20 protein-coding genes are annotated in these 26,328 nt (G+C 52.1%); 10 read left to right on the top strand and 10 right to left on the bottom strand.

What is annotated here, in order from left to right; genetic code table 11:
- Positions 1-48: 48 nt before the first annotated feature.
- From SH302x_RS05125 to SH302x_RS05115, 3 genes are all read left to right on the top strand, one after another.
- On the top strand, positions 49-969 hold the full coding sequence (locus SH302x_RS05125; protein ID WP_479367652.1) for a phosphatidate cytidylyltransferase: 921 nt from the start codon (positions 49-51) through the stop codon (positions 967-969).
- A 292-nt stretch (positions 970-1,261) separates the two neighbouring features.
- Positions 1,262-2,254 (top strand): PhoH family protein, encoded by a 993-nt coding sequence (locus tag SH302x_RS05120; RefSeq protein ID WP_479367651.1) that lies wholly within the window; start codon positions 1,262-1,264, stop codon positions 2,252-2,254.
- Between the two features lie 17 nt (positions 2,255-2,271).
- Positions 2,272-4,665 (top strand): HD family phosphohydrolase, encoded by a 2,394-nt coding sequence (locus tag SH302x_RS05115; protein WP_479367650.1) that lies wholly within the window; start codon positions 2,272-2,274, stop codon positions 4,663-4,665.
- 13 nt (positions 4,666-4,678) lie between these two features.
- On the opposite strand, the gene SH302x_RS05110 is transcribed toward SH302x_RS05115, so the two are convergent.
- From SH302x_RS05110 to SH302x_RS05095, 4 genes are all read right to left on the bottom strand, one after another.
- Positions 4,679-5,521, bottom strand: coding sequence for a sugar phosphate isomerase/epimerase family protein (locus tag SH302x_RS05110; protein WP_479367649.1), 843 nt, complete (start codon positions 5,519-5,521; stop codon positions 4,679-4,681).
- Between the two features lie 21 nt (positions 5,522-5,542).
- Positions 5,543-6,226: an adenylyl-sulfate kinase gene (cysC, locus tag SH302x_RS05105; RefSeq protein WP_479367648.1), complete on the bottom strand. Its 684-nt coding sequence runs from the start codon at positions 6,224-6,226 to the stop codon at positions 5,543-5,545.
- 87 nt (positions 6,227-6,313) lie between these two features.
- Entirely contained in the window at positions 6,314-6,877 is a 564-nt protein-coding gene (locus SH302x_RS05100) for a hypothetical protein (protein ID WP_479367647.1), read from the bottom strand.
- A 123-nt stretch (positions 6,878-7,000) separates the two neighbouring features.
- Entirely contained in the window at positions 7,001-10,372 is a 3,372-nt protein-coding gene (locus tag SH302x_RS05095; RefSeq protein ID WP_479367646.1) for an organic solvent tolerance protein OstA, read from the bottom strand.
- Positions 10,373-10,450: 78 nt separating this feature from the next.
- Between SH302x_RS05095 and SH302x_RS05090 the strand changes: the two genes are divergently transcribed.
- The 6 genes from SH302x_RS05090 (at position 10,451) to SH302x_RS05065 (ending at position 17,921) form a co-directional block, all read left to right on the top strand.
- On the top strand, positions 10,451-12,589 hold the full coding sequence (locus SH302x_RS05090) for a RecQ family ATP-dependent DNA helicase (RefSeq protein WP_479367645.1): 2,139 nt from the start codon (positions 10,451-10,453) through the stop codon (positions 12,587-12,589).
- A 37-nt stretch (positions 12,590-12,626) separates the two neighbouring features.
- Entirely contained in the window at positions 12,627-13,289 is a 663-nt protein-coding gene (locus tag SH302x_RS05085) for an HAD family hydrolase (protein ID WP_479367644.1), read from the top strand.
- Positions 13,289-14,614: a TadA family conjugal transfer-associated ATPase gene (locus tag SH302x_RS05080; protein ID WP_479367643.1), complete on the top strand. Its 1,326-nt coding sequence runs from the start codon at positions 13,289-13,291 to the stop codon at positions 14,612-14,614. The genes SH302x_RS05085 and SH302x_RS05080 overlap by 1 nt, the downstream gene beginning before the upstream one ends.
- A 139-nt stretch (positions 14,615-14,753) precedes the next feature.
- Complete coding sequence (locus tag SH302x_RS05075; protein ID WP_479367642.1) at positions 14,754-15,725, top strand: type II secretion system F family protein; 972 nt, start codon at positions 14,754-14,756, stop codon at positions 15,723-15,725.
- A gap of 5 nt (positions 15,726-15,730) precedes the next feature.
- Complete coding sequence (locus tag SH302x_RS05070) at positions 15,731-16,711, top strand: type II secretion system F family protein (RefSeq protein ID WP_479367641.1); 981 nt, start codon at positions 15,731-15,733, stop codon at positions 16,709-16,711.
- Between the two features lie 214 nt (positions 16,712-16,925).
- Positions 16,926-17,921, top strand: coding sequence for an adenosine kinase (locus SH302x_RS05065; RefSeq protein WP_479367640.1), 996 nt, complete (start codon positions 16,926-16,928; stop codon positions 17,919-17,921).
- Between the two features lie 16 nt (positions 17,922-17,937).
- On the opposite strand, the gene malQ is transcribed toward SH302x_RS05065, so the two are convergent.
- Both malQ and SH302x_RS05055 read right to left on the bottom strand, forming a co-directional pair.
- Positions 17,938-19,479, bottom strand: a complete 1,542-nt coding sequence (gene malQ / locus SH302x_RS05060) for a 4-alpha-glucanotransferase (protein ID WP_479367639.1) — start codon at positions 19,477-19,479, stop codon at positions 17,938-17,940.
- A gap of 142 nt (positions 19,480-19,621) precedes the next feature.
- Positions 19,622-21,115: a hypothetical protein gene (locus SH302x_RS05055; protein WP_479367638.1), complete on the bottom strand. Its 1,494-nt coding sequence runs from the start codon at positions 21,113-21,115 to the stop codon at positions 19,622-19,624.
- 200 nt (positions 21,116-21,315) lie between these two features.
- On the opposite strand from SH302x_RS05055, the gene SH302x_RS05050 reads away from it, so the two are divergent.
- Positions 21,316-22,428, top strand: a complete 1,113-nt coding sequence (locus tag SH302x_RS05050; protein WP_479367637.1) for a DUF6398 domain-containing protein — start codon at positions 21,316-21,318, stop codon at positions 22,426-22,428.
- Between the two features lie 131 nt (positions 22,429-22,559).
- On the opposite strand, the gene SH302x_RS05045 is transcribed toward SH302x_RS05050, so the two are convergent.
- From SH302x_RS05045 to SH302x_RS05030, 4 genes are all read right to left on the bottom strand, one after another.
- Entirely contained in the window at positions 22,560-23,531 is a 972-nt protein-coding gene (locus SH302x_RS05045; protein WP_479367636.1) for a zinc-dependent alcohol dehydrogenase family protein, read from the bottom strand.
- Between the two features lie 143 nt (positions 23,532-23,674).
- The gene (locus SH302x_RS05040) at positions 23,675-24,376 is read right to left on the bottom strand and encodes an isochorismatase family protein (RefSeq protein ID WP_479367635.1); all 702 of its coding nucleotides are present in this window, start codon (positions 24,374-24,376) and stop codon (positions 23,675-23,677) included.
- 129 nt (positions 24,377-24,505) lie between these two features.
- On the bottom strand, positions 24,506-25,426 hold the full coding sequence (locus SH302x_RS05035; protein WP_479367634.1) for a helix-turn-helix domain-containing protein: 921 nt from the start codon (positions 25,424-25,426) through the stop codon (positions 24,506-24,508).
- A gap of 552 nt (positions 25,427-25,978) precedes the next feature.
- Positions 25,979-26,224 carry a hypothetical protein gene (locus tag SH302x_RS05030; protein WP_479367633.1) on the bottom strand — a complete coding sequence of 82 codons (246 nt, stop codon included), beginning with the start codon at positions 26,222-26,224 and terminating at the stop codon, positions 25,979-25,981.
- Positions 26,225-26,328: the final 104 nt, after the last annotated feature.

Below are 26,328 nucleotides of genomic sequence, written 5' to 3'. Positions count from 1 at the left end.
AAGTTTTGACCACCGCATTCAAACAACCTACATACGCTCCGCACCTTGTTGTCCCTTCGCTTACTCTCTGCCGCCGTCTTAATCAGCAGCGTTCTCGTCTTTGTGTTTGCAGACGCATACTCCCTTTGGGGGGCTACAGCAGGTTTGTATTTGATCCCGGTGCAAGCGTTTCTGGTGCTAGGTACGACGTATGAATTCGCCTGCATGGCTCGCCAGAGGCATTCAATCTCAGTTACTCTGTGCGTCGCGGTAGCAGCCGTCGTATTGCTGCTGAGCACTACTCCGGTGCTTTATTCGTTTGCGACGAGTAAGGCGTATCCGGCAGACTGTCCGATTGGAATGGTTGGTTGGTCCAGTGTCGGGCTTTTCGTCGCCTTTGGAATTTTAGTCTTGGATGCCATGAAGCACTATCGGGCAACCTCAGCGGATGCCACCGGTCGCTTGGCGGCAAGCTTTTTGGTCGTCGCCTACTCAGGCCTGCTAGCGCATTTCTTGCTTTGTATTCGGTTGACTCCACCCAATTACGAAGGCTTGATCACCATGGTTGGGGTTGTGATCGTCGTTAAAATGTCCGACGCGGGAGCGTATTTTTCTGGCCGTGCAATTGGTCGCCGACCGCTGGACCCGGTAATCAGTCCGAAGAAAACGGTGGAAGGTGCGGTTGGTGGGATTCTGGTTGCGGCTGGAGTCAGTTCGCTTTTCTTCCTGTTTCTCAAGTCGAATCTGTTCGGTTGCGAACCTGCAGCTTCGGCTCAGCTTCCATTATGGGGGCCTGCGGCAGCCGGAGTGCTGCTTGCAATGGCAGGATTGGTTGGGGATCTGCTGGAATCGGTGATCAAACGTTCCTGCAATGTCAAGGATAGCAGTAAGCTTTTGCCGGGTTTGGGAGGGATTTGGGATGTGACCGACTCCCTATTTTTTGCTGCCCCGGTTGGTTATTTTACAATTCTGGCTGGCTGGCTGGGCTAGCGAAAACCGAATGTCGCAACCGTCGCAACCGTTCGGGTCGCTTAACTCAGACAAGAAAAGCTCGTGAATTCGGCGCCACATACTTTCCCTAATCGTTTCGCCAAGCTAGCCTTAGCAGTTGTAAATTGCACGTTTGCGAAAACCCGCAAGGATCACCAAACGGTACGGGAGTTGTTGAAACAGAACAATCGGCTGTTCGTTACACTATATTGACGCGTAGCGACCGCCGACGAACAAGTTACCATTTGGAAAGGAGCACAAAGCTGCCGTTTTATTATGGCAGCCCGCCTGCATGTCAGAAGCAATTTTAAGTCTACACGACCCGGCCATCGCCGTTCAGCTATTTGGCCCCCAAGATTCCAATCTGCGTGCTGTACGCAATCAGTTTGGAGTCGCTATCACTCACCGCGGAAATCAGATCCGCGTCTCCGGAGAACCAGAAGCCGTTCGCTTAGCTACCGATATCCTTGAGCAACTCAAGGATCGAGCGATGCGAAACGCGAGAATTGGCCCAGAGACAGTCGCAGAGGTGCTTGGCACTTCAGGCCCGAAGGAAGCCTCTTTCGTAAACTCGGAAGTAGCGATTGGTTCGGCTGCCAAACGCATACGCCCGCGCACGGAAGGACAATCGCGGTATGTCGATGCAATCCGTAAGCACGACATGACCTTTTGTATTGGTCCGGCTGGCTGCGGAAAGACTTACCTTGCGGTAGCAACTGCCGTTGAGGCGCTTAAGTCGCGTCAAATCAAGAAGATCGTTCTGGTTCGTCCCGCCGTTGAAGCTGGCGAGAGCCTAGGATTTTTACCTGGCGACTTGCAAGCCAAACTCAACCCGTACTTGCGCCCTTTGCTCGATGCGATTCACGAGATGGTGGATTTTGAGCAGATCAAATTCTTGATGGAACAAGAGACGATCGAGGTCATCCCCTTGGCCTACATGCGTGGCCGAACACTGAACAATGCCTTTATCATCTTGGATGAAGCTCAGAACACGACCGTGAGCCAGATGAAGATGTTTCTAACCCGCATGGGCGAAGGGTCAAAAGTTGTTGTTAGCGGCGACGTCACGCAGATCGATTTGCCTGGGGGTGTTACCAGTGGCTTACGCGATGCAGTCCAACGACTTAGAGGCATCCAAGGCGTATCCTTTGTCCGATTGAACCAAACCGATATCGTGCGGCATGCCTTAGTTCAAAGGATTGTAACCGCGTATGATAGCTCCAGCACCATCCCGCCTAGCGTTATCTTTGATGACGATTCCGATTCAGCGGACGGAGCTCTTTAATGACTTCGCAATAAAACATGTCAACCGCGCCTATTCGAACCCGAAGTGACCGAGTCGCTTCGCTTCAAATTGATTCATTTTCTTGGTCTGCGCTTTGGTCGCGATTAACGCAAACGCAAGTCTTGATTCGTTTTGGATTTGTGCTGGCCGCTCTTGCGCTGGTCACAATCAGCGTGCGGGCATGGAATCCGCCATTTCCTTATCGCGAAGGCTACGTCCCAGCTAGGGCAATCGTAGCTCGCGTCCCCTTCGAAGTCCTGGACCAGAAGCAGACCGAAAACAAAAAAGCACAAGCCGGACGCGAAGTACTATGTTACTACCGACACGACACCAAACCGCTAGCTCAGTTGCGCAGCGGCGTACGCGAACACGTCCTGCGGTTCAAAACCACCACCAGCTTTGAGGCGTTGAGCGAAGAGCAGCGCAACGTGGTCAATGGAATACTCAGCGCTCTGCAAGCGACTGGCACGGCGGTCAGCGCCAACGATGCATTCACCGCCATTCAATCGATGCTGGCCGACGATACTCAGATCGCCAAACTGGACAATGCGTTGGACATCGTTTTTCGCCCGTTGGAAGAAACAGGGTTGCTTGAGAATCTAAAGCACACGTTCGAAGAAGGCAACCAGCGCGCGATCCGCGTATTTACCTCAGGCAAAGAAGAAGATGCAATTGAAGTAGATGTGAAACGCGTTCGCATCGTCGAAGTATTGCCCGTGTTGCACGAGAATCTGAAGCGAGAACTTCGGCGACAATTCGCAAGCAGTTCGGAAACACCCATTTTCGCGGAACTAATCTTTCAGTTCATGCAATCGCGACTGCCGGTAACGCTTACTTGGGAAAAGAACGAACAAGAACTGACTCGCATGGCGCGTGAGAAACGTGAATCTGAAGTCAAACCGACCATGATTCAATACTTCCCTTCGATTACGACCATGGTCACCGGTGGTAAACCCCTAGTGGCCAATGACATTGATTTACTGCGAGCCGAGTATGATGCTTGGGTTGGCCAACAAAGCTACGGCGAACGTCTGGTTCGTTTGATGGCCTATGTAGGGATGCTACTGGCTATCTGTCTTTTGTGCGGTCTGTTCTTCTATTATCAAATTGACCGCACGCTGCTGACGGATAATGGTCGCCTGATACGCCTCCTTGGATTATCAGTAAGTTGTATTTTGTTGTGTGTGTTTGCCGCTCAAGATCCTTGGCGAGCGCGAGTCTTACCGCTAGTCTTTTTCGCAATGACTGCAACCATTGTCTTTGGGCGGTCCGCAGCCTTGATCCTACTTATGGTCTTGGCGCTGGCAATTACATTAACGCTGGGCATGGATCTCGCCGAATTTGTCATCTCTTTGTCTGTCTGTGCTGCTAGCATCTTGATGCTGGGACGAATTCGAACGCGTGAACGCCCGGTGTACGTCGCCCTGGGAGCGGCTTTGGTTGTCGCAACCACCACGATGGGCGTGGGAGCGATGGTCGGACAAGTCAATGGCATCTCCCAAGAGCCAGAACAAATGTCGGTTGTGTCCAGCAATTCACCCGCAGCCGAAAAATCACCAGAACGCCAACGTCCGCCTTTGTTTCGTCAATTGGCTTGGGAAGCCCTACGTCATGCTTCGTACACTCTGCTGGCAGGTATCATTTTGGCCGGACTGCTGCCGCTGGTTGAACGAGTGTTTGACGTCCAAACAGACATGAGTCTGCTTCTACTTGGCGATGCTAGCCACGCTTTGCTGCGACAGTTGGCTCAGCGTGCACCTGGCACCTACAACCATAGCATCACCGTCGCTGCCATTGCCGAAGCGGCTGCAGAAAGTATCGGTGCCAATGGTCTGTTAACTCGCGTCGGTGCTTATTTCCATGACATCGGCAAGATGTTCAAACCAAACTACTTCATTGAAAATCAATCCCAAGGCGTCAACTGCCACGACACACTGCAGCCAGCGATGAGTACTTTGGTCATTATCGCTCACGTTAAAGACGGGGCTGACCTTGCACGTCAACATGGGTTGCCCAAATCGATCATCGACTTTGTCGAGCAACACCACGGCACGACCTTGGTTGAATACTTCTTTAAGCAAGCAACGAAAAAACACGAAGAGTCCAATCAGGGATCTTCGCAAGTCTCCGAAGCGGCGTTTCGATACCCTGGGCCGAAACCGCAGACGCTGGAAGCTGCCGTCCTAATGATTGCAGATGCCGTAGAAAGCGCTTCGCGGACACTGGTCGAACCGACGCCAACCAAGTTGCAAAACCTGATCGAATCGATTTCGATGAAGAAGCTAACCGATGGCCAGTTCGATGAATGCGGACTTACTCTTACACAACTCAATATCGCAAAAACAGCAATCTTGAAATCGCTGACGGCGATCTATCACCATCGCGTAAAGTACGACCAAGCGGCGGTTTAGCTGTAGACGCAGCCTAGATCTTTTGACGCAAGGCGATCAAGAGATCTCTGGCATGCTGAATCTCTTCCTTCTGACGGTCAGCTTCCTGAGGGATCTCGCGTTCGATGGTCAGCGGTCCGTCGTAGCCGATCTCCTGCAGCGTTCGCAGATACAGCTCCATATTGACATCACCGTCGCCCAATTTGACTTCGGTGCCCCAGGTCACCCCTGGCTGATCACTCCATTTACCATCCTTGCAATGCACCGACCGAACATAGCGGCCAACGCTCTTAAGTGCCTCAATAGGGTTTCCTGTTCCGTACAAGATCATGTTCGCAGGGTCGAAATTAATAAACAAATTGGGACGTTCCACAGCTTGTATGAACTGCAACAATGACTCGGCAGTTTCCTGGCCGGTTTCTAAGTGCACGGATTGCACGTTGGATTGCGCATGATCACATAACTGTCGAGTGACAGCGACCACGTCTTTAAATATAGGATTGGCTGAGTCATGTGGGACAAAGCCAAGGTGCAATCCAATCACACCACATCCTAGCAAACAAGCAAAATCGGAGATCTCGTACATCTCTTTCAGCCTGGCTGCTCTAGTTGCTTCTGGCACCAATCCGACCGTCTTTTCGACCGTTGGTATATCCGCATAGCTTTCGCCATCGAAACCGCCAAAAACACAGGTCAGTCGAATATTGTGCTGGTCAAGTTTTTCCAAGAAGGCACTAGCAGAATCCGGCGTTCGGCTGGCACGCGCGGGGGCGTGAAGCTGAATGGTAGGAATCCCCAACTCGACTACGACCGGAAACTGGACACCTAAGCCAGCATCGATACTAGTAAACACGCCAATGGGCCACTTTTCTGCCATCTTTTCACCTGAAGCTGTAATCTATTTGTAAAACCAACCTTGATGCTGCAAGGCATCAATCACCTGTTGTGCGGCGCTATCTATCGACTGTTCGCTATTTTTTAGCACCAGTTCAGGATTGAAGGGGTGTTCGTATGGATCATCAATCCCAGTAAAGTTTTTGATCTCGCCAGCGCGAGCCTTTTTGTACAGTCCTTTGGGATCTCGCGATTCGCAAACTTCTAGTGGGACATCGACAAAGATTTCAAAGAAACTCCCGGCCCCATGCTGCTGCTCGATCGTTTTGCGTACACGATCTCGGTCGGCCCGATACGGTGAAACCAGCGCCGTGAGCACAATCAATCCCGAGGCCGCCATCAATTCGCAAACGGCACCAACGCGACGGATATTTTCCCGTCGGTCTTGAGCAGGAAAACCTAAGCCGAATCGTTGAGCGAACTCTGGATCGTAGTCGCTTTGCAGTTGAGTAGGCGTAGCACACAGTCCGTGGCGAATATTATCGCCATCGAGCACCGTGGTATGCCGCTTCTGCTGAAACAGAAGCTCATCCACTCTGTTAGCGATCGTGCTTTTTCCCGAGCCGCTCAATCCAGTAAACCACAGCACGCCCCCTCGATGGCCGTTAAGCTGTTGGCGCTCGGCCAGCGAGACACTTGCGGCATGCCAAACTACATGCGGTTTTTCTGTAGAACCCTGGGGATGCATTGATTCGCTTATTTTTCGTACCAAAGTTGCGTTGATCGTGACTTTACCACAACGGAAAGCTCTTTGCCTGAGGCGACAATCGCTTGATCAACCGAGTGCCTTCATGATTCGTTTCATGATTTCACTCTCCCCTTTGGAGATTGCTGCCCAGCCCAAAACGCCTCCGGCGGATTGCGCCACATCTTTGATCTCTTTTTCTATACTAGAACGCAGTGCATCCGCATCGTCTGCGTTCAAGCGTGTGACCAAGGCCTTGGCGTAGGCTTCCCAAGCATCAAAAACAGAATCCGCTGGCTTGTGATTCAGCCATGAGGCCAACAACATGCCTGCCGGGCTGTCCGCCGATAGACCTTGTTTGGCCGCGGCCAGCACGATCTTCTCTCGTTCTTCGGATTGCACAATATTGTCTGCCCACGCCACTGCAATCAGCGGGAAAAGATGCAGCACGGTCATTGATCGAGCGGTAACGCCCGCATCGACCAACGCGGTCAGCACCGCTTTATCTCCGATGCCGGAGAGCGCGGCTAGTTCGTCTGCTGTCTGCTCTTTTTCGAAACTCGATCGAAGTTGGTCCAATAACTTGGCGTCCACTTCCGCAAAAAATGCATTTTCTAAAGCATCTGCTCGATCTTTAAAGCTCTGTTGATTCATTCTTCGTTTATGCCCAGAGGACCTCTATCTACCAAACCCAGAGTCCATATTTTAGTAGGTTTCGCGAGAAACAATAGCGGTCTTCGGACACGGTTTGCAAGGTCCTCGACAACCCAGAGGCGATTACTCCAAACCATACAATCCAGCGGGCGGAACTAGCTTGCCGCCCACGGCTCCCAATCCTCGAATCGGCAAGAATCTTGGCTCGAAATTGAAGTTGAAGATGGCATTGTCGCGCCCTCGATCAACCATCATGCCCACTTGAAACAAGAAGGATTCGCCAATTCGCGTCAAACCGAAATTCTGCCCAACGCTTCCGACCTCGCCAAAGTCAAAAATCATCCCCGCCGAAGCAATGTACTTTTCGTTCAGCCGATAGTTTGCATTGCCCGTCAACACGGTCGAATCGATCGGGCCCATCAATCGCGTTAATCCAACAAAAATCTGCCCCTGACCAGGTCGCGAGACCATCACGCCAGATCCTAAAACTCGCAAACCGTCTTCAAACATATCGGCATAGCCGTCTCCGAGCAAAGTGACTCGATCTCCCAAATGAAGTCGCGACGCATAGGTCAACGCACCGACAGTCTCTCCAAAATTATCTCGCTCCGATTTGGGAAACAATATCGCAGACATGTCCACTTCATAGAGATCGGCGATTCGTTCGCGACCAGGCAACCCTCGCTTGGTTTGCCACCTTTGATCCAAGCCAACCCGGAACTGCATCTGATCTTCTACAACATCTAAACTAGACGCAGTGACATAACGTTGCAAACCTTGCCGAATGGCGAAACTGCGGGAATCGAATTGGTCCGGCATGACTCCACCAAAGGTATTGAAAATCATACGTCGGCGAAAGTGTTCCTGAGCGTTATCGTCCAGCGGGTCATAAAGCGGAATACGATCGACGTTCTCGCTGGTATCGGCATAGAAAAATTCCGAATGCCAATTCATCTTGTGCGCCAAACCATTGACGTTAAAGATCCGGCTTTGCACATCTTCGTAAACTCGCCACATCGGCATCGATGCTCGAACACCAGTCTGACCGGTTAAGCGAGTCAAGGATTCGCCCGTCAGGTCCTCGCCATAGGTCATGACCTCGCCGTTGATGTAGGGCACGAACTTAAATGGACCAGCCGCAATTGGCATAGCCAATTCTTGCCGAGTGCCAGCCCGAATCCCTGAGGACTCGGCCTCCCAAGGCAACAGTTGGAAAGTTGCAGCATCTTGAGGATCCGTCGGCGTACTAGCGATCTTCTGACGTGCATAACCAACGTGCGAGTTTGAATACCATGTCAATCGATCGAAGAATGATTGCCCCAACACAAAGTAATCTAGTCGCGGCAGCCATTCCGACTCCGTAAAGAAATCGTTCAAACGCACTTGGCCCCAAACGTCCAGCATTTGGTTGTCGTTGTACCGACGCATGCGTAAGGTGGTCGTACGATCTTTCTCCTGATCCCACTCTTGTTCGAAATACTGTTCAAGAAAGTTGCGATCCGAGAGATAGCCCACCTCGGCGCGAAGCTCCAAGTCGCGACTTAGCAACTGACGATGCTGAACAATCGCGCGTCCACGCAACGATTCCTCCGGCGTGATATTGATGCGGTCTGCCCCCAAGAGGTCGAGCCCTTTGTCTTCTAGCCCCCATGCATCGATAAAACCATTCGCTGGGCCATCGAAGATAAATGTGGGAACGTTATAGCGAAAGCTAGTTCCAAGTGCGAACCCTCGCTTGGAAAGATAGTCTGTCGACATCCGCCAATCCGTTCCGTCGCGACCGTTGATGCCTAGCAATTGATACAGATCGGAATCCAGGTAAACTTGTTGACCGAAGATCTGATCGTTCTTAATCTTACCACCGCGGATAAAGAAGTTTGGCGAATCAACATTCGAGTTGAAAAATGGCCAGTAGAACACCGGTATCTGTTCGATGTACACGAAGTTATTGCGAGCCTTAGCCTGCATGTTGGTGGTGCCCGTACGCTGCGCATTCATGTATTGATTTGGATCATCTGCGTCGCGCTGGTCAGACAACTCTAATCGATCCGCTTGCAACCAGTAACGCGGCACGCCGAGTCGCGAACTGGTCATCGCGGCGTCGTACGCTAGGAAATTCTGTCGCGATCGCTGCTGTACAACGTCTGCTTTCAATCGCAGGATGCCTTCGTACAACGGAACTGGCGTCAGAATCTCGGCATTCAAAATCGTCCCAATTTCCGCTTGAGCATTATAGTACATGCGGTCAGCGTAAACCTTGCGCAGGCCCTGCTGAAAGACAACATTACCATCCAAGTACACCTCGATGGGAATCTCGCTCGCATCGCCACTCATCAAACGCTGCATGTCCGAAGTCCAAATCACCACGCGATCGGCTTCCAACGAAACAGCCCCCAGTGGCATCGGCCCTTTAGACGTTTGTTGAACTGCGCCAGCGAAACTTAATCGCACACCGCGCGTAACGACAATGATCGACTCATTACGCAACGGGTCCGATTTGACTTCGATCTGATAGGGACTGTTTCCGCGACCGGTCATGGAAAATGTTTTGGCGCCGATTCGTGGCGGTGGCGTTGGAGCAACCGACAAAGTGCCCGTTGTGGCATTAGGAACAATCGTAGGATTGGCGTTAATGCTAGGCCCCATGGTCGACGGTATGGAACCCATCGTAGGCGGCAAAAAGACCTCAGGTCCAGCAGAATTGAAACCGCCTCCAGGTGCTGGTAATTGGAAGGCTCGTTGCTCGGTAACAGGTGCACCTTGAATCTCTTCAATAATGTTCCCAGCATCGTCAATCACAATCCCGCCCAGCGGTGAAGTGGGAACATTGAAACTACCCTCTAGGGATTGATTCTGAGTTGCGAACTGAGCAGGCTGAACTCCGTTAGCTCGAAAGTCACCAGTCTGCTGATCAGGAAGTACAAAGGCGTTCTGTAGCGGTTGCTGCCAAAGTTCGGGTACAGCGAAAGCCCCAGATTCGATCGTCTTATTCGCTTTCAAGTCCAACGGATAGACCGTAAACAGCCGCCCCGACCATGTTGCATCTTGCAAGCGATCGGTTTCAGACCATCGTATGTTGACCATACCATCGGCCGTCATAATGACTTTGACGGGCGTCTCTCCATCAAACTCACTTGCTTGGTCTACCCACAAAGTTAATTGATTGGATTCGCCAATAAACGGCCCTTGCTGAATTCGACAATGCCCAATCAACTGATAAACATCGTAGTTGCCCTGTTGCGTTACACGCGCTTCATCTGCCGATACCTGGATCGGCAATTGAGTACTCAAAGTCGGCGGAACGACTTCAATACCCTGAGCAAAACTGGTACTCGGTAGGCAGAGAAAGACCAGACAGATCAGCGACCGGAGCCAGCTTCGCGTTGACTTGACCACATCTCGCGCTTGCCCTGAGCTAATCGGTTTGGGCGCAGCAGCGACCAAACTGCCTTTGGCAGGCTGAAGAAAGATCGAGATGTCCTGCGACCAGTTCACCAAGTTGTCATTTTACATGAGGAGACGAAACGCCAGTGAGTTTCCATCCATCAAAACATGCCCAAAGGAAATGCTGGCATGAAAACACACTTGGCAGCGAGTATAGGAAACGAAGGGAGAGCGTCTCAATACGAGCCAAGCCGCTTCTGCGAACTTTCGACCAGCATTCTCTGCCTGCCGTCGCTGGAACTGCAAAGATTGGGTAAGATTGGCAAAACGCGGGACTTAGAGAACGCTCCGCGTCTTCCGATGATCGATCTTGAAATGGAATCTACCTCGTTACGAATGCCTACATTAGCAATAACGGATATCGAAAGTGTGCTTCGTAGTCGCTTTGGTTTGCAGGATTTCCGTCCTGGGCAACTGGAAGTTATCACGCGGCTACTTGACGGCAAAAGCTCCTTGGCGATCTTTCCAACCGGCGGCGGAAAATCGCTCTGTTATCAATTGCCAGCCGTGTTGATGCCCAATCTGACGATCGTCGTTTCGCCGCTGCTAGCGCTGATCCGCGAACAAGTTGGCGTCTTGAACTCGCTGGGAATTTGTTCGGTACGCATCGACAGTACGTTGACGATCGACGAATATAAAAACACTGTTGAACAGTTGCGTAGCGAGAAAGCCAAACTTTTATATGTAGCTCCCGAACGTCTATTCAACGAACGCTTCCGCGAGTTGCTGCGCACTTTAAAAATCGATTTACTGGCCGTCGACGAGGCGCATTGCATCAGTCAATGGGGCCACAATTTCCGTCCTGATTACTTGCGACTTGGCGATGTCGTTCGCCAGTATCAGATCCCTACGGTCTTGGGATTGACCGCGACGGCCACTCCGCAAGTTGCCTCCGATATCCGCACGACACTTGGAGTAGCGGACGCTGACGAAGTGCGCACCCCTTCGTACCGTCCTAACCTGCATCTAAAGTTTGAGAATGTCGCGTCCAATAAAAAGAACCATCGTTTATGCCAAGCGATCGATGCGAACGTCGGTCCTGCGATTATCTACACTACGCTGCAAGCCACCAGCGAATCGATTGCCGAGTTTCTGGTATCCAAAGGCTATGAAGCGTACGCCTACAACGCGGGGATGGAGGATGCTGACCGTCGCAACGTTCAAGACCGCTTCATGCAATCTGACTCAGCCATCGTCGTGGCGACCATTGCATTCGGAATGGGAATCGATAAATCGAACATTCGGATGATTTTGCATTACAACATGTCTAATGGCCTTGAGAACTATGCTCAGGAAATCGGCAGGGCAGGGCGTGATGGTCAAGAATCGCTCTGTCTAACGTTTCTCGATGAACAAGATCGAAATGTTTTGCAAAACTTTGCCCATGGCGACTTACCAGCAGAAGAATCCATCACCAACTTTATGCGGTTCATTTCAGGCCAACGTGATGAGTTTTACGCCAGTTACTATCATTTGTCGCACGAGCATGACATCCGCGATAACGTTCTCAGGACGATCTTCACTTACCTCGAGCTTGATGGCTACTTGGAATCGATCGGTCCGCGGTATGACAAGTACGAATTCAAGCCCATCAAGCCGTTGCATTGGATCGTGCAACAGTTCCAAGACGAACGCAAGAGTTTTGCTGATTCAGTGCTATCGATGTCAGTAAAAAAGAAGATCTGGACCGAAATCAATATGGCGGTTGCAGGTCAGCGATTAAACCAGCCTCGCCAACGCATCATGTCGATGTTGGAATACTTTGCGGAGAAAGGTTGGATAGAGCTGCGTCCCTCCGGATTAATGTTTGGCTACCGGGTCGCCAATCGCTTTGAGAACGCCGACCAAGTCGCAACGGGTATTTATCAACGCCTACAGATCTTGGAATCGCGTTCTTTGGAACGCATCGAACAATTGCTTGGGTTAGCCACAACGAATAACTGCCAGGCCAGCAGTCTTGCAAGCCATTTTGGCGATTCCCCGGTGAAACCTTGTGGCAAATGCTCGTCTTGCCATCAGCAAACTCCGAATGCAGCCGAACTATCCGCAGCACCGGGAAAGCTAGGAACTTCAACGCTATCTCTGTTGCGATCCCTGCGCGAGCAATCACAAGAAGAATTGGGGACACCGCGGCAGGCAGCCAAATTCTTGTGCGGTATCACTTCGCCGACGCTTACACGCAAACGATTGACACGCCATGAATCATTCGGATGTTGTCGACACTTGCCTTTCAACTATGTTTTAAGTGAGCTTGAGCAATCAAGCTGACCAACCATACCAAACGAGCTGACTCCATAAAAGCAAAATGAAATACCCTGCAGCGATTTTCGATTTAGACGGTACGCTTCTGGACTCTTTGCAGGACATCGCCAGTTCGGCCAATGATGTCCTGGAATCGATGGGACACCCTACGCATCCACTTTCCGCATACGCCACACTGGTTGGCGACGGGGTGCGAGTGCTGTTTGAACGAGCATTGGGCGCTGATTCGCAAACTCAAGCCGACCTGCTAGATGACTGCATGCGACGTTTTAATGAAGTGTACGACACGCGTTGTACCGAACATTCACGTTTGTATCCTGGCATAGCGAACCTCATCGAAGAACTGTCTCATCGAAACTGCAAACTGGCCGTTTTGTCCAACAAGCCAGATCATTTTACCAAGCGGCTTGTGCGACATTACTTCAAAGATTCGATTTTCGAGATAGTGCTTGGGCAACGCGATGCGGTACCGCGAAAGCCTGATCCGGCAGCGGTTTATGAGATCGCTCGCGACTTTTCGGTCTCGACGGATTGTATCGCTTATATCGGAGATACCAATACCGATATGTTGACCGCGCAAAATGCAGGTTGTTTCGCGATTGGAGTTACCTGGGGATTCCGATCTAAGGAAGAGTTACTGCGCTGTGGCGCTGCTGCATTGGCAGATAGCGCCGACGATTTGTTCAAGCAACTATTAATGGATTAATGGTCATGAAGACTTTAAATTCTTCGCGTTCTGGTGATTCGTCGAAACAAGAAGAATTTGAAAACATCAAACGTCGCATTCACTCGCGACTGGTCGACAAGTTAGACTTGAGTCGAATTGGTGACTTAAAAGGAGAGACGCTTCGCCGCGAGATTCGACTGGTTGTCGAACATCTGTGCGATACAGAAGCCACATTTCTCAATCGCAACGAACGTGAGCGGATCGTCGAGGAAGTACTCGACGAAACATTTGGACTTGGACCGCTGGAATTCCTGCTCAAGGATGCGGCCGTCAGCGATATTCTCATCAACGGCCCTAAAAATATCTATGTCGAACGTCGCGGACGCCTGGAGAAAACGGACGTCGAGTTCCGCGACAATGCTCACTTGATGCAGATCATTGACCGCATCGTGTCCCGCGTTGGACGACGCGTTGATGAGACTTGCCCGATGGTCGATGCGCGTTTGGAAGATGGCTCGCGTGTGAACGCCATCATCCCGCCGCTCGCATTGGACGGTGCAGCGGTTTCCATTCGACGATTTGGATCAAACCCGCTCAAACTAGAAGATTTGCTAAACTATGGTGCTTTCACGCCAGAAATGGTCATGCTTTTGGAAGGCGCGATCAAGGCCCGTCTAAACATGATTATTTGCGGTGGTACTGGCTCTGGTAAGACGACTTTGCTAAACACGCTCAGCAGCTTCATCCCGAATGACCAACGCATTGTCACGATTGAAGATGCCGCGGAACTGCAACTGCAACAGGACCACGTTGTACGCTTGGAAACCCGGCCACCGAATATTGAAGGCACCGGACAGATTACCGCTACCGACCTGGTAAAAAACGCCCTGCGTATGCGTCCTGAACGAATCATCATCGGCGAATGTCGTGGTGGCGAGACACTGGACATGCTACAAGCCATGAACACCGGTCACGACGGTTCGCTAACCACCATCCACGCCAATACTCCACGAGACGGAATCGCTCGTCTGGAAACGCTGGTAATGATGGCTGGTTTCGATTTGCCGGTCAAAGCCATTCGCCAGCAGATCGCTGGGGCCGTCGATCTCATCATCCAAGCCAACCGCTTGCAGGGTGGTCCGCGACGCGTCACGCACATCACTGAAATTGTCGGAATGGAACAAGACACCGTGGTGATGCAGGACATTTACCGCTATGTGCAAGATGGTGTGGATGAAGCGGGCAAAGCGATTGGTTACTTCGAATGTACCGGTGTTCGCCCGAACTTCATGAGCCGTTTGGAGTCTGTCGGAGTTCGCTTACCGGCCAGCGCTTTCCGGCAAAGAATGATCATGCGAGCTTAGTTTAGCCAGTCGACTTCTACCAACAGCCAGCACAACCGCTACAAGCGGATTAAGTAGAAAAGTAGCCTTACGCCTCAGCCTTCGCGTTAACTGCGAGTTAGACTTTTACCGAAAGTTTTCTCCAGTAGGAATATCGCGAATGTCCCCAGTTATTTTTTTCAGTATTGCTGTAGGCGGTCTGGTTGCCGCAGTAGGCGCTGTGGTCGTCATGTTGCTTCAACGACAACCTGAAAGCGTTGTCGAAGATCGCTTAGCTGCGTTGACCAGCGGTCGCAGTTCTAGCGCTGACAAAGGTGCTCGCGACGGTTCAACGCTGCTGTCTTCCCCGCTCAATGATACCCAAACATTGGTTGAGGAGTTTTGCAATCGACACCTTAACCTTCAACGCTTGCTGGACCAGGCCGATATAAAGATGGAATTGGTCAAGTTCGCGGCCATCGTGCTCTTCAGTGGCATCGCCTTAGTGGGCATTGCCGCCGTCGCGGGACTGAGCCTTTACATCGCCCCGGTGCTGTTTCTATTGCCGCCTGCAGCGGCCTACTTCTTTCTCAATTTCAAGAAGCAGCGACGTATTAACAAATTCGTAAAACAACTTCCGGAAGCCTTGGATCTACTGGGTCGCTCGTTGCGCAGCGGTCACTCGCTGGGAGCGGGTTTCGGACTGATCGCTGGCGAGATGCAAGAGCCTATCAAACGTGAATTTGGTCGCTGTTTCGAAGAACAAAACCTGGGTATTCCTATCGAAGACGCGTTGCGAAACATGTGTGCTCGCATCCCGAGTATGGACTTGCGATTCATGGTCACGTCGATCGTTCTGCAACGGCAGACTGGCGGTGACTTGGTTGAAATCCTAGAAAAGATTTCACGTTTGATTCGCGAGCGATTCAAGCTGGCGGGACAAATCCAGGCGCTGACCGGGGAAGGTCGATTGTCTGGGATCGTTCTGTTCATGCTTCCACCAGGCTTGTTTGTTTCGACCTATTTCCTCAATCGCGAGTACGTGATGAGTCTGTTCGACGAACCCGTAGGTCGTTGGATGGTGGGTGGAGCAATTTTCATGCAATTGCTAGGTGCTTACGTTATCCGCAAGATTGTCGATATTAAAGTTTAGGTTCAATGATGTTGTTTTTAGCCGAAATCAATTACGTCATCTTATTTGCGATCTCGATCAGCATTGCGGTCTTCTCCATCGCATGGCTTCTGATGGATCGTGGCGGTGATAAACAAACGCGGACTGAAGAGCGTTTGCAAGTTTTGTCGCAGATGCAGAATCGCTCGCAGAGCCAAGCTGCAAAGCCGGAGACGAATACATCGGAAGCTCTGACCAAGGCGCTGAGCAAGGCCGCCCCTCAATTATCAAAAGCATTAACACCTAAGACGGAAGAAGAGTCCAACAAACTTCGACAACGTTTAAGTGAAGCTGGATTTCGTAGTGAAGCAGCGTTCGGCATGTTTCTCTCCCTGAAGATTCTGTTTGCAATCGGTTTCTTGATCATCGGCGGTGGAATTGGAGTATTCTTAAATGGATTCTCCAGCGGCGCTGCACTCAAAGCGATTTTTGGTGGTGGTATCGGCTTCTATCTCCCAGAGCTCGGCTTGAACTATCTCCGGATGACTCGCAAGAAAGCACTCTTTTTGGGACTACCTGACGCATTGGACTTGATGGTCGTTTGCGTGGAATCGGGTTTGGGGCTTGATCAAGCGTTACGCAAAGTGGTTGAAGAGATGAAGACCGCTTATAAAACGATTGCTGAGGAATTCGGCCTCTGCAACATGCAGCTACAAATGGGCCGCCCCAAAGCACAGGTCCTTCAAGACCTCGGCAGTCGCAATGGTGTAGATGAGTTGCGAGCCCTTGCGTCTCTGCTTATCCAAGCCGACAAATTCGGTGCGAGCGTCGGGCAAGCCTTGCGTGTACAAAGCGATTCAATGCGAATTCGTCGCCAGCAAATCGCCGAGGAGAAAGCAGCCAAAACGGCTGTGAAGCTGATCTTTCCTCTGGTTTTGTTCATCTTCCCTGGCGTTTTCGTAATCCTGGTTGGCCCCGCCGCCATCCAAATGATGCGTGACATGTTTCCAGCGATGCAAGTCAAATAAGTTTCCGCTTGGGTACAGACGTACGGAGGCCTTCATTGAACTTGGTTGCAGTTAAACGATGCGATGCGGTGCGGTGAAAGGTCAACTAATTAAAGACTCGTTCCGCATTTCTGACCCAATCCCCCTTGCCAGAACGCGCTGAAAACGCACGATGTAGACTCCCCGTCGAAGACTTGGGTTCTCGACAGCTATTTAACAAAGGTGAGCAGTTTTCATGAAGCGCGAATTTGCCGTTTGTGGCCTTGGCAATGCAATTGTAGATATTTTCCTGGATGTCTCGGAAGACGAATTTGCAACATTAGGATTCGACCGTGGCACGATGCAATTGGTCGCACACGATGAACAAACCCAACTGCTTCATCAGTTCGAGAAGACTGGGCACATGCTACAACTGGCTAGCGGTGGCTCCGTTGCTAATTCAATCATCGCGATTTCTCAGTTGGGCGGCAGCGCGGCTTTTATCGGTTGCGTCGGAGATGACCGCTACGGCTTGCACTATGCTGAGGAGTTCTCGCAACTCACCATTGACATCGGTAACCCCATCCTCGTGGGCGAACAGACAGGGACATGCCTCGCATTGATCACCCCCGATGCCGAACGCACTATGCGAACTTGCTTGGCGGTATCCAGCAAGCTATCGGCCGCGCACGTCGAAGCCAGACGCATCGAGAACTCCGAATGGCTGTTTATTGAAGGTTACGTATTCGCTAATCCAGAGACCGGCCAACATGCAATCCGCGAAGCGATTCGTATCGCCAAAGCAGCCGGTACCAAAATTGCCATCACTTGCTCCGACGCTTTTGTACCGCAAGTCTTCGGAGACGCTCTTCACGAAGCTCTCGCCGATACCGATCTGTTGTTTTGCAACGGGCCAGAATCGATGTCGATTACGCAAACTGAGTCGGTTGCCGATGCATTCGAAAAGTTAAAGGACCTGGTACCCAATTGTGTCGTCACGGATGGTCCCCATGGTGCTCACGTCCGCTACGAAGGCAAGTCGTTTCACGAACCTGCTTGCAAATGCACTCCCAAAGACCTTACCGGTGCGGGCGATATGTTCGCAGGTGCATTCATGTATGGCATCACGCACCAATGCGCGCCAGAGTTGTCTGCCAGAGCTGCAAATTTTCTTTGTATGAAAGTGATCACTCAAGTGGGAGCAAGGCTGCACCACGGCGTGAAAGAGTTCTGGCAACAAGCCGGCTGGTAGCTCATCTACTAATCTACTAAAGTTGGCTCGCAGGGTCGCGTTGATACAGCTTGGTCAAGTACAAAAGCCGATCTGCAGCATCTTGACTTGCATAGTCTGGTGGCATCCGCCATGACCAGTTTCCACCAGCTACCGACGGCTGATTCATTCGTGACTCCGAGCCTAAAGACAAGATGTCTTGCATCGGCATTATCGCAGTCCGACAGACCGAGGCGAGTGCCATCCGAATGAAGTCCCAAGCTGGATCGGTGATCGATCGGCCGTGATACTCTTCAATTCGCTGCTTCGTATGATCACTGCTCTTCTCGTACCAACCTACAGTCGTGTCGTTATCATGAGTGCCTGTGTATACGACGCTCGCAGGCACATGATTATGCGGCAGGAACGTGGTACTTCCTTGATCCATCGAATCAAACGCAAACTGTAAAACTTTCATCCCAGGAAAATCTTGGCTAACGCGAAGCTGCTCTACCGCGGGTGTGATTAAACCCAGGTCTTCCGCGATGATCGGCAGTAAGCCCAGGCGTTTGCGAACCTCCCGAAACAATTCTTCGCCGGGGGCCTTCACCCACTCGCCATTGATCGCGGTTTCTTCATGGGCAGGAATGGCCCAGCCAGCTTCGAATCCACGAAAATGGTCTACCCGGATGATGTCGACCAAAGTTCGCGTGCCCTCAAATCGCTTTACCCACCATGTAAAAAAGTCATGGCGCATCGCATCCCAGTTGTAAACGGGATTCCCCCAACGCTGGCCGGTCGCACTAAAGTAGTCGGGCGGTACTCCTGCCACAATCGTCGGACGACACTCCTCGTCCACGATAAATTGTCTTGGCGAGGCCCACACATCCGCACTGTCTGCCGCTACAAAGATCGGCAAGTCTCCAATAATGGAAACACCTCGATCATTCGCGTAGTGCTTCAACTCCAACCATTGCGTGAAGAAGTAGTATTGCAAGACTTTGCGAATGGAAATAGGACCCGACAACTGCTTTCGCCAATGTGCCATTGCCTGAGGTTCACGCAACTTGATGTCGCGGTCCCAGTAGACATTCCACATTGAATTAGAAGCATGTTCCTGTTGAGCCTTTGCTTCAAAGTGACTCTTCAATGCGATGAATAAAGAAAAGTCCTCAAGCCAGCTTGCTTGCTGCTGACAAAAATGTTCGAAGGCAAGCTTCCGCGATTGGCTGCCTTCGCGCAAAAATCGCTCGGCCGCTCGGTACAACAAATCCATCTTCCAAGAAATGACCGAACCATACACAACTCGGTCATCACGAAAGTCATCGCGTGGAACAACTTCTGTCCATTCCAAATCGCCATCTTCTACTAGTCGATCCAGGCTAATCAACATCGGATTCCCCGCAAAGCTAGAGAAGCTCGCGTAGGGCGAATCGCCATAGCCTGTCGGCCCCAATGGCAACACCTGCCAAGCCGACTGTCCTGCAGCGATCAGGTAATCCACGAACTGATAAGCGTGTGACCCGAGGTCACCAATTCCATAGGGACCGGGCAGCGATGTTGGATGAAGTAGTATTCCAGAAGTGCGTCGTTGCAGCATAGTTCAAACGTCTTCGAGCGAACTGAAAAGGACATGTTTCTATCGAAGATAACGATCCAATTGACTTCTGACGAGTCGCAATTGCGTGAACTGCTACAATCAACCTGCAAGCTGTTAAGCTAGGGGGACTTTGACATCGAGTTTACCGATTAACTAGAGCTGCTCGCTGATGCAATGCATTGATTATCTCCACAGCCAGTGCATTGGCCGCGTCCAACGGAAAATCGTTATCGCTTGCTTGCAGCAGTTGTTCACACTCTGCCTTCCATTTATTCGCTGACTGCGCTAGCCAGTTGCGCTCTTCGACCGGCAACGCAGCATGATGCTCTGTCGACAACCATGTTAGATTGTTGTTCATCGCACCCAAACGTATTTTTAACTGCGTTGCATTAGCTGGCTGGTCCCTAAACCACTCTTGGGCCAACACGGCCAACGCATCCAAATACTCGCGGCTATCTACTGCTTGCGTGTCCCTGAGTGTGTTACTCCAATTCGTGACTTCGGTCGCTCGACGATTGCGTTGCCATTGCATCCCCCCCCATACCACAATCAACGCCACACATACAACAATACTCACAACAACGAACCACCTAGCAAACCTAGCTTGGTTGGCTGAGAATTTATCCTCAGCGAGATCTACTTGCTCACCACCAACACTTTGAAGCTTTGCTCGCACGAGCCCAACCGCTTCAGGTCCTAACGTCATTTCCATCTTGGTTTGCTGCTGGTCAAAATCCTCACCGACTAGTTGGGCATTAAACGTGTCCAGCCACAATCGCCCTCCTCGTTCAATCATTCGAGCTTGCAGTTCCAGCAACAACCAAGGTCGTTGTAACAACCGCTGCAACTGCAAGCGACTCAACCCAACCAGTCCTTGCTCGTAAATTAACTCCGCTTGATCACCCAGCAATATATCTAGATCCATCAGAGCCAGCACATCGTTGGAGTCCGCACATTGAAGTATCGCAGCGAGCTCTGAAACCCACTGACGCATACTGGCGGAGCATAAAAGACGCTGACACCACCAAGCTAGGTCAGAGAGAGGCTCAGGGGTATCGACTACCAACAGCCGCGCAGTGGCCCCCTGCCCAGATCCCTCCAACTGCTTGACGCTTGCGGCAAACCATTTCTCGGCCCGTTCTGCGTCAATTCCAAAGTTCCCTTGAATGCCCGCTGCGTCCACTCCCGTTGCTTTCGCTCGAAAAAGTCTTCGATGATCGTCGGTCAGCATTCGGCATGACTTCTCAAGTTTCGCAATAATTGATTGATCAAGCTGGCAGATAGCATCGGTCTGGGGTACCCCCGGGTCGATCCAATGGACCAGCGGAGTCATCGCCGAAGGGGCAGGGGACCTAGTCACAAAGGCGTCCAGTTCGGCTCGGGCAAGATGGAGCAACCACGTTCGATAGGTGAGGCCACTGTGCAAGAATTCCGCCGCTGTCCGCCAAGCGGAATTCCACGTGCGTTCATTTAATTCAACCGCACGATCTTTCTCCAAACGAGCCAAGAAGTAGGCGTAGAAAAGTGGCGAGTAGCGTGTATAAAGGACCAGGAACGGCAAATGCGCAGCCGCACGGTGCGCGTTGCGTGCGACAAACAAACCGAGCTCAGAATCTGCGGACTTTTCCCATGCCATGTCCTGCACTATCGCCGCTAAATCGCACCATGTCAACGCGTGTGGTGTAACTCGCAGAGAACGGAGATAATCCCCCACCCATACTACTTGCCATTTCCACCACGCCGTTGACAAGTGCGCGGTTCTGCACGAATCTTACACCAATACATTGCAGCTCGGGATCAACAAGCTTCCATTCCCTCAACACGCGAAGTTTTCCGATGCTTCTACCCATCGCAGAAGTTCAAAAGTACTACAAACTCCAACGAGCGTTTTCATTCTTCGTCAATAGACGACTTGGTATCTTAACCGACCAAGTAGATTCGGCAGACCAGTGGAGTCAACTTGCCCCGGAAAAGCAGGTACAAGTACGAGATGCTTGGCTCGCAGACCGAAAACTCATCGACCAATTTGTTGAAGAAAATCCTGCGCAGTTATCTTCTGAGGAACTTGAAATCGTCGCAGCATGGAAGCATGCGGTGGCTGGACAGTTTATTATGTTACAAGAACTGCAAGACCATACACTTTTCATTTCATCGACGCCACCTTATATCCCTTATGCCGTCAAAGCTTTATCAGAGCCTTTTTCCAAATTTGTACGGTCGATGCCCAAATTAGTCGATTTGGTTCTGCTGCCCTACAAGAATGAAATCATCTATGAAGGAGCGATGATGAGTTATGGAGTTGAAATCACTCCCGAAATGCATGACGGGTTGATCAAGGACTTCCTAGTTGCTTCAGAACGGTACGGTCTCGTCAAAAGTCTACCTCGGCTCGACGCCGCTATACCGAACCAAACCTCGCCCACCAAACCGTTGAAAAAATCGACAGCCAAGCGTGCTGCGAAAGTCAATGCAAATGATCAAGTCGACTCAATCCTGGTTTTGCTAGACCAGTTTTGCAAAGAGCAGCTCAATGAAGAGTATGCTGCCATGTGCCAAAAACTGGCAATGAAATTAGCGAGGAAGCGTCCCTCGCCACTTCTGCAGGGAAAACCAAACGTTTGGGCCAGCGGTATTGCTCGAGTGATTGGATGGGTCAATTTTCTGGATGATAATAGTCAAAAGCCGTATATGCGATTAAAGGATATCGATCAATACTTCGGAGTCAGCGAGAGCAGTAGCTCGGCCAAATCCAGAGATATCCGCAAGCTGCTCAAGATCTGTCAACTAGATCCCGAATGGACTTTACCTAGTAATCTAGACGATAATCCATTGGTTTGGATGCTCTCGATTAACGGCTTAATCGTAGACATTCGCGAGGCTCCCAGAGAGATGCAGGAAGCGGCCTATCTCAACGGCTTGATTCCGTACATTCCAGCCGATCGCGACTAGTGGCCTGTCGAAACACCGCGGCTGGGTGGGCAATGCCTAATCCGCCCAAGCACGGGAATGACAAGCACGTCTAGCTGAACTATCGGCAAGTTGCGATGGTAAATCGGGTACAGATAAGTTGTCGGTGTTGCTTAATCGACGGATTCTCCAAGCCGACGGTCGACTGCGATCGCGATCTTTCCTTGAATACCGTGATTGGGACTCTCCAGCCTGGTATGGGCGAGCGGAATATCGGCGAGCGAATAGACGGCGCCGACGTGCGGCTTCAACTGACCACGCTCGATCAGTGCGCTCAACTCATCAAGCTTGCCGCGGTTTTGTCTTGTAAAAACGAAGTGATAACTCGCGTTCTTGCCCCAAGCGCCAATGACGTTCTGTGGCTGTGCAGTGTCTACGATGGTGACGACGCGGCCAAGCTGCGTAAGTGTGTCGGGGCTGCGCGATAATGTGTTACCGCCGACGGTGTCCAGTACAACATCGACTCCCCGGCCACCCGTTTCCTGCATGATGGCGTCGACGTAATCCTCTTTCCTGTAGTCGATAGCTACTTCGGCCCCCAAACTTCCTACGAAATCAAAGTTTGCTTCGCGCACCGTGGTAAACACCTTCGCTCCTATCGCTTTTGCGAGTTGGATCGCCACATGCCCGACTCCTCCTGCGCCACCGTGAATAAGAATGCTTTCGCCTACTCTTAGCGCCGCACGTACGACCAGCGATTCCCACACCGTACCGCCTACTAAAGTCAGGCTTGCCGCCTCAAGATGGCTCAACGAGGCAGGCTTCTTTCCGACAATGCTTTCGGCAGCAACGTGGTATTCGGCATAGCTTCCTGGCCCGTCAAATATTTGCGGCGTGTACCAGACTTCGTCTCCTGGAGAGAAGCTCGTCACCCCGATCCCGACTTCTTCGACAACGCCAGATACGTCGTGTCCGGTGATGGCTGGCAGTGGCACCAAGTCCGGATAATCGCCACGTCGAACCTGGTAATCCAACGGATTGATGGAGGTTGCATGGACTCGGACCAGGACTTGGTCCGCCTGCGGCACGGGCTTGGGTACGTCACAAAGCTCGAACGATTCTGGGCCGCCAAATGATTGAAGCACTATCGCTTTCATTGCAATCCTCACGTCACGAAATCGATCAACGCTTGCGTTCAACCACCGGGGCCGCGTTTCGACGATGAACGCAACAAAGCGAACATGCGACCCCGGTCAGGTGCAGTGTCGGGTTGGGCTTCTTGGCTAGCTCAATGAGCGTGAAGCAATTCTTCGCTCGTGTTGGCTTGGTACTTGTCCAGCTTGGTCTCGTGGCCGACCCTCTGCACGCTTTGCGCCTTGTCGTAGCTCTCGATCAGCGCCCGGTAGTGCGGCACGAGGTCGACCATGACTGCCGCGAAGTCCATCGCGTCGGGGCGGTTCCAGGTGCTCATTAGCTCGCCCAGTACCGCGAACGTGTCGATCGGCATCGCGCCAGCCTGAGTAATGCGGGCGAGCGTCAGGTCGGTGGCCATTTGGGAGTGATTGCCAGATGCGTCGATGATACAGAAGACTTTGTATCCAGCGACGACGGCGCTGAGCGAGGGAAACGCCATGCAGACGCTCGTCAGCGTGCCGGCGATGAGCAGCGTCTTGCGGCCAGTCTTCTCAATGGCTTGGACCCATGGCGGGTTGTCCCAGGCGTTGACTTGGCCTGTCCGCGGAACGTACACAGCGTCAGGATTCTGTTGGTGGATTTCAGGGATGAGAGGCCCGTTCGGCCCGTCGGGAACCGAGGCCGTCGTGAAGGTCGGAACCTTGGCGAGACGGGCTACCTTCGCCAGGGCGACGACGTTGGATCGCAGGACGGGAAGCTCGATGTCCTTGACCAGTTGAAACAGCCCGCTCTGATGGTCAATGAGCAGCATCACCGCATCGTTCGGGTCGATCATCCACTTGTTGACTTTGGCCATGATTTTCTCCTAGAGAGAAGAGTACTCTATGCTGCATCGCGACACCGCGATGTCTGCATGAAAGAGTAGATGACCGAATCCGGATGGTATCGGCGGTTCTTGCTGACTTTTTAGCGAATCTTGCTCTCATCAGGCGAATCGCTTGGGGGTGACGCCAACGAGCCGTTTGAAGTGCCGGGTGAGTTGGCTTTGATCGCTGAAGCCGACTTCGAACGCGATCTGGGCAAGCGAGAGCCGTCCCTCGGCAATGAGACGCTTAGCACGCTCGACGCGCTGGTGGATGACGAACTGATGCGGCGGCAGTCCAGTCGTCTGTTTGAACAGTCGGGCGAAGTGGAATTCGCTCAGGTGGGCGACATTGGCTAGGTCGGCGAGGGCGATGTTTTGATCGAGATGAGCGTGGATGTACTCTTCGACTTCCCGCAACGCATGCCGCGCCAGTCGGCCGCTCGCCCCGCAGACTCCCCCGTTGGAAAACTGCCTGTTGGACATCTGTCGAATCAGTTGGACGACCAGCACGTTTGCCAGCGACTCGGCACACAGCCGCGTGCCTGGCCCGCCGGTGAGCAGTTCGCGGCGAAGAGCGGTAAGGGTCTCAATCACTTCGGGGCTGGATCGGTCGTAGTAGCGAACTGGAAAATGAACGCGAGCCGGGTCGAGATCGAATGCCTCTTCAGCGACTTTAGCGACCAAGGCCGGGGACAACTGGTAGTGAGTCGAGTCAGTAAAGTCACCCGTGTTGCGCCACCGCCATCGGCTCTCGACGCCAGGCGGCAGGAGATTCATTGCGTTCGGCAAGCCGTCCCCGTTGTACCGAGCATCCTCGCAACGGTGGTCGGTTTGCTCTGGGACGATCTTGCCCGTTAGGACAAGCCATAGACATTCGAGGGGGGGGTGAACAATTTCGCTTGCGGGTTGCCGCGTGTCGTGTTCGACTCGAAGCCCATGCCAGCCGAGCGCCGCGCTCGTGTACCTGAACGCATAGGGAATGTGTCCCAGCCGATCATCGGGTGTCAACGGCTTCAGTGGATGGACTGTCTGCGTCATCATGCTCCACTCCAGATTAACGCCTCCCTCGCCGAGTGTTAAAGCTCGGTGGCCGGGGATGGCTGAGGAACCTCTGAACTCCGTAAAAGCTGCGTGGCCTACTGCAGCACCACTGCAACGCCATGTTCGGCATTACTGACGATTCACCGACGCTCTTCAGTATAGCGTTACCGGGGCCAGCGTCATCGCATTGAGGATGGAATACCCAAACAGCAGACAGAATTTGGAGGACGTATCGTGCGACCGCAAAACGAGTTATGAGATCTCATCCAGAATCTCAAAAAATCCAGCTCGATCATTGAACTTTTAGGTCGAGTCTCAAATCATGCTGTGCAATGAGAAAGCCCTTCGACGTTTTGGCCGAAGGGCTCATTTCGAAAAATAGTCGGGGTAACAAGACGGCTATTGAACTTTTTCTGATGGGGACCAGGGCACTGGCATTGCAGTCATCCATCATTGACGCAGTTCGCATTGCATCGCGGTGTTTATCCTTGACCGACGGGAATTGACAAAGCGAATAGGCTCAATGCATGTTACGTTCAGCCCTTGGTGGTCCTAGAAGCTATTGTCGCTCGGATTGTCTGGGAGACTGGCCGCTTCGGGAGGAAGCCCCACCGGGGCGAGCGTGACGATCTCATTGGCGGTGATTCGCCATAGACCGGTCGGGTTCGTGTTCGTCGGATCGAACACTCCGAGATAAACTTCGACGGTCGTTCCGAGCAGGAGCGACTGGATAGCGTCAGTCGCGTGCAAACGTTCGGAACGCGGTGACCAGTCCCTGGCCGATGGTCGCTCCTTCACTGCTGACAGACGGAAGAGGTGAGCAGCAAAGCCTTGGTATACGTTCGAGTCGGCGTGCGCGAGACGCTTAATGTCATCCTGGAGGTGCTCAAGGTCGCAGTTCA

Source organism: Njordella calcicola, assembly GCF_056494125.1.
Note: the sequence above shows the minus strand (reverse complement) of the source record. Positions and strands in the feature narration are given on the sequence as shown.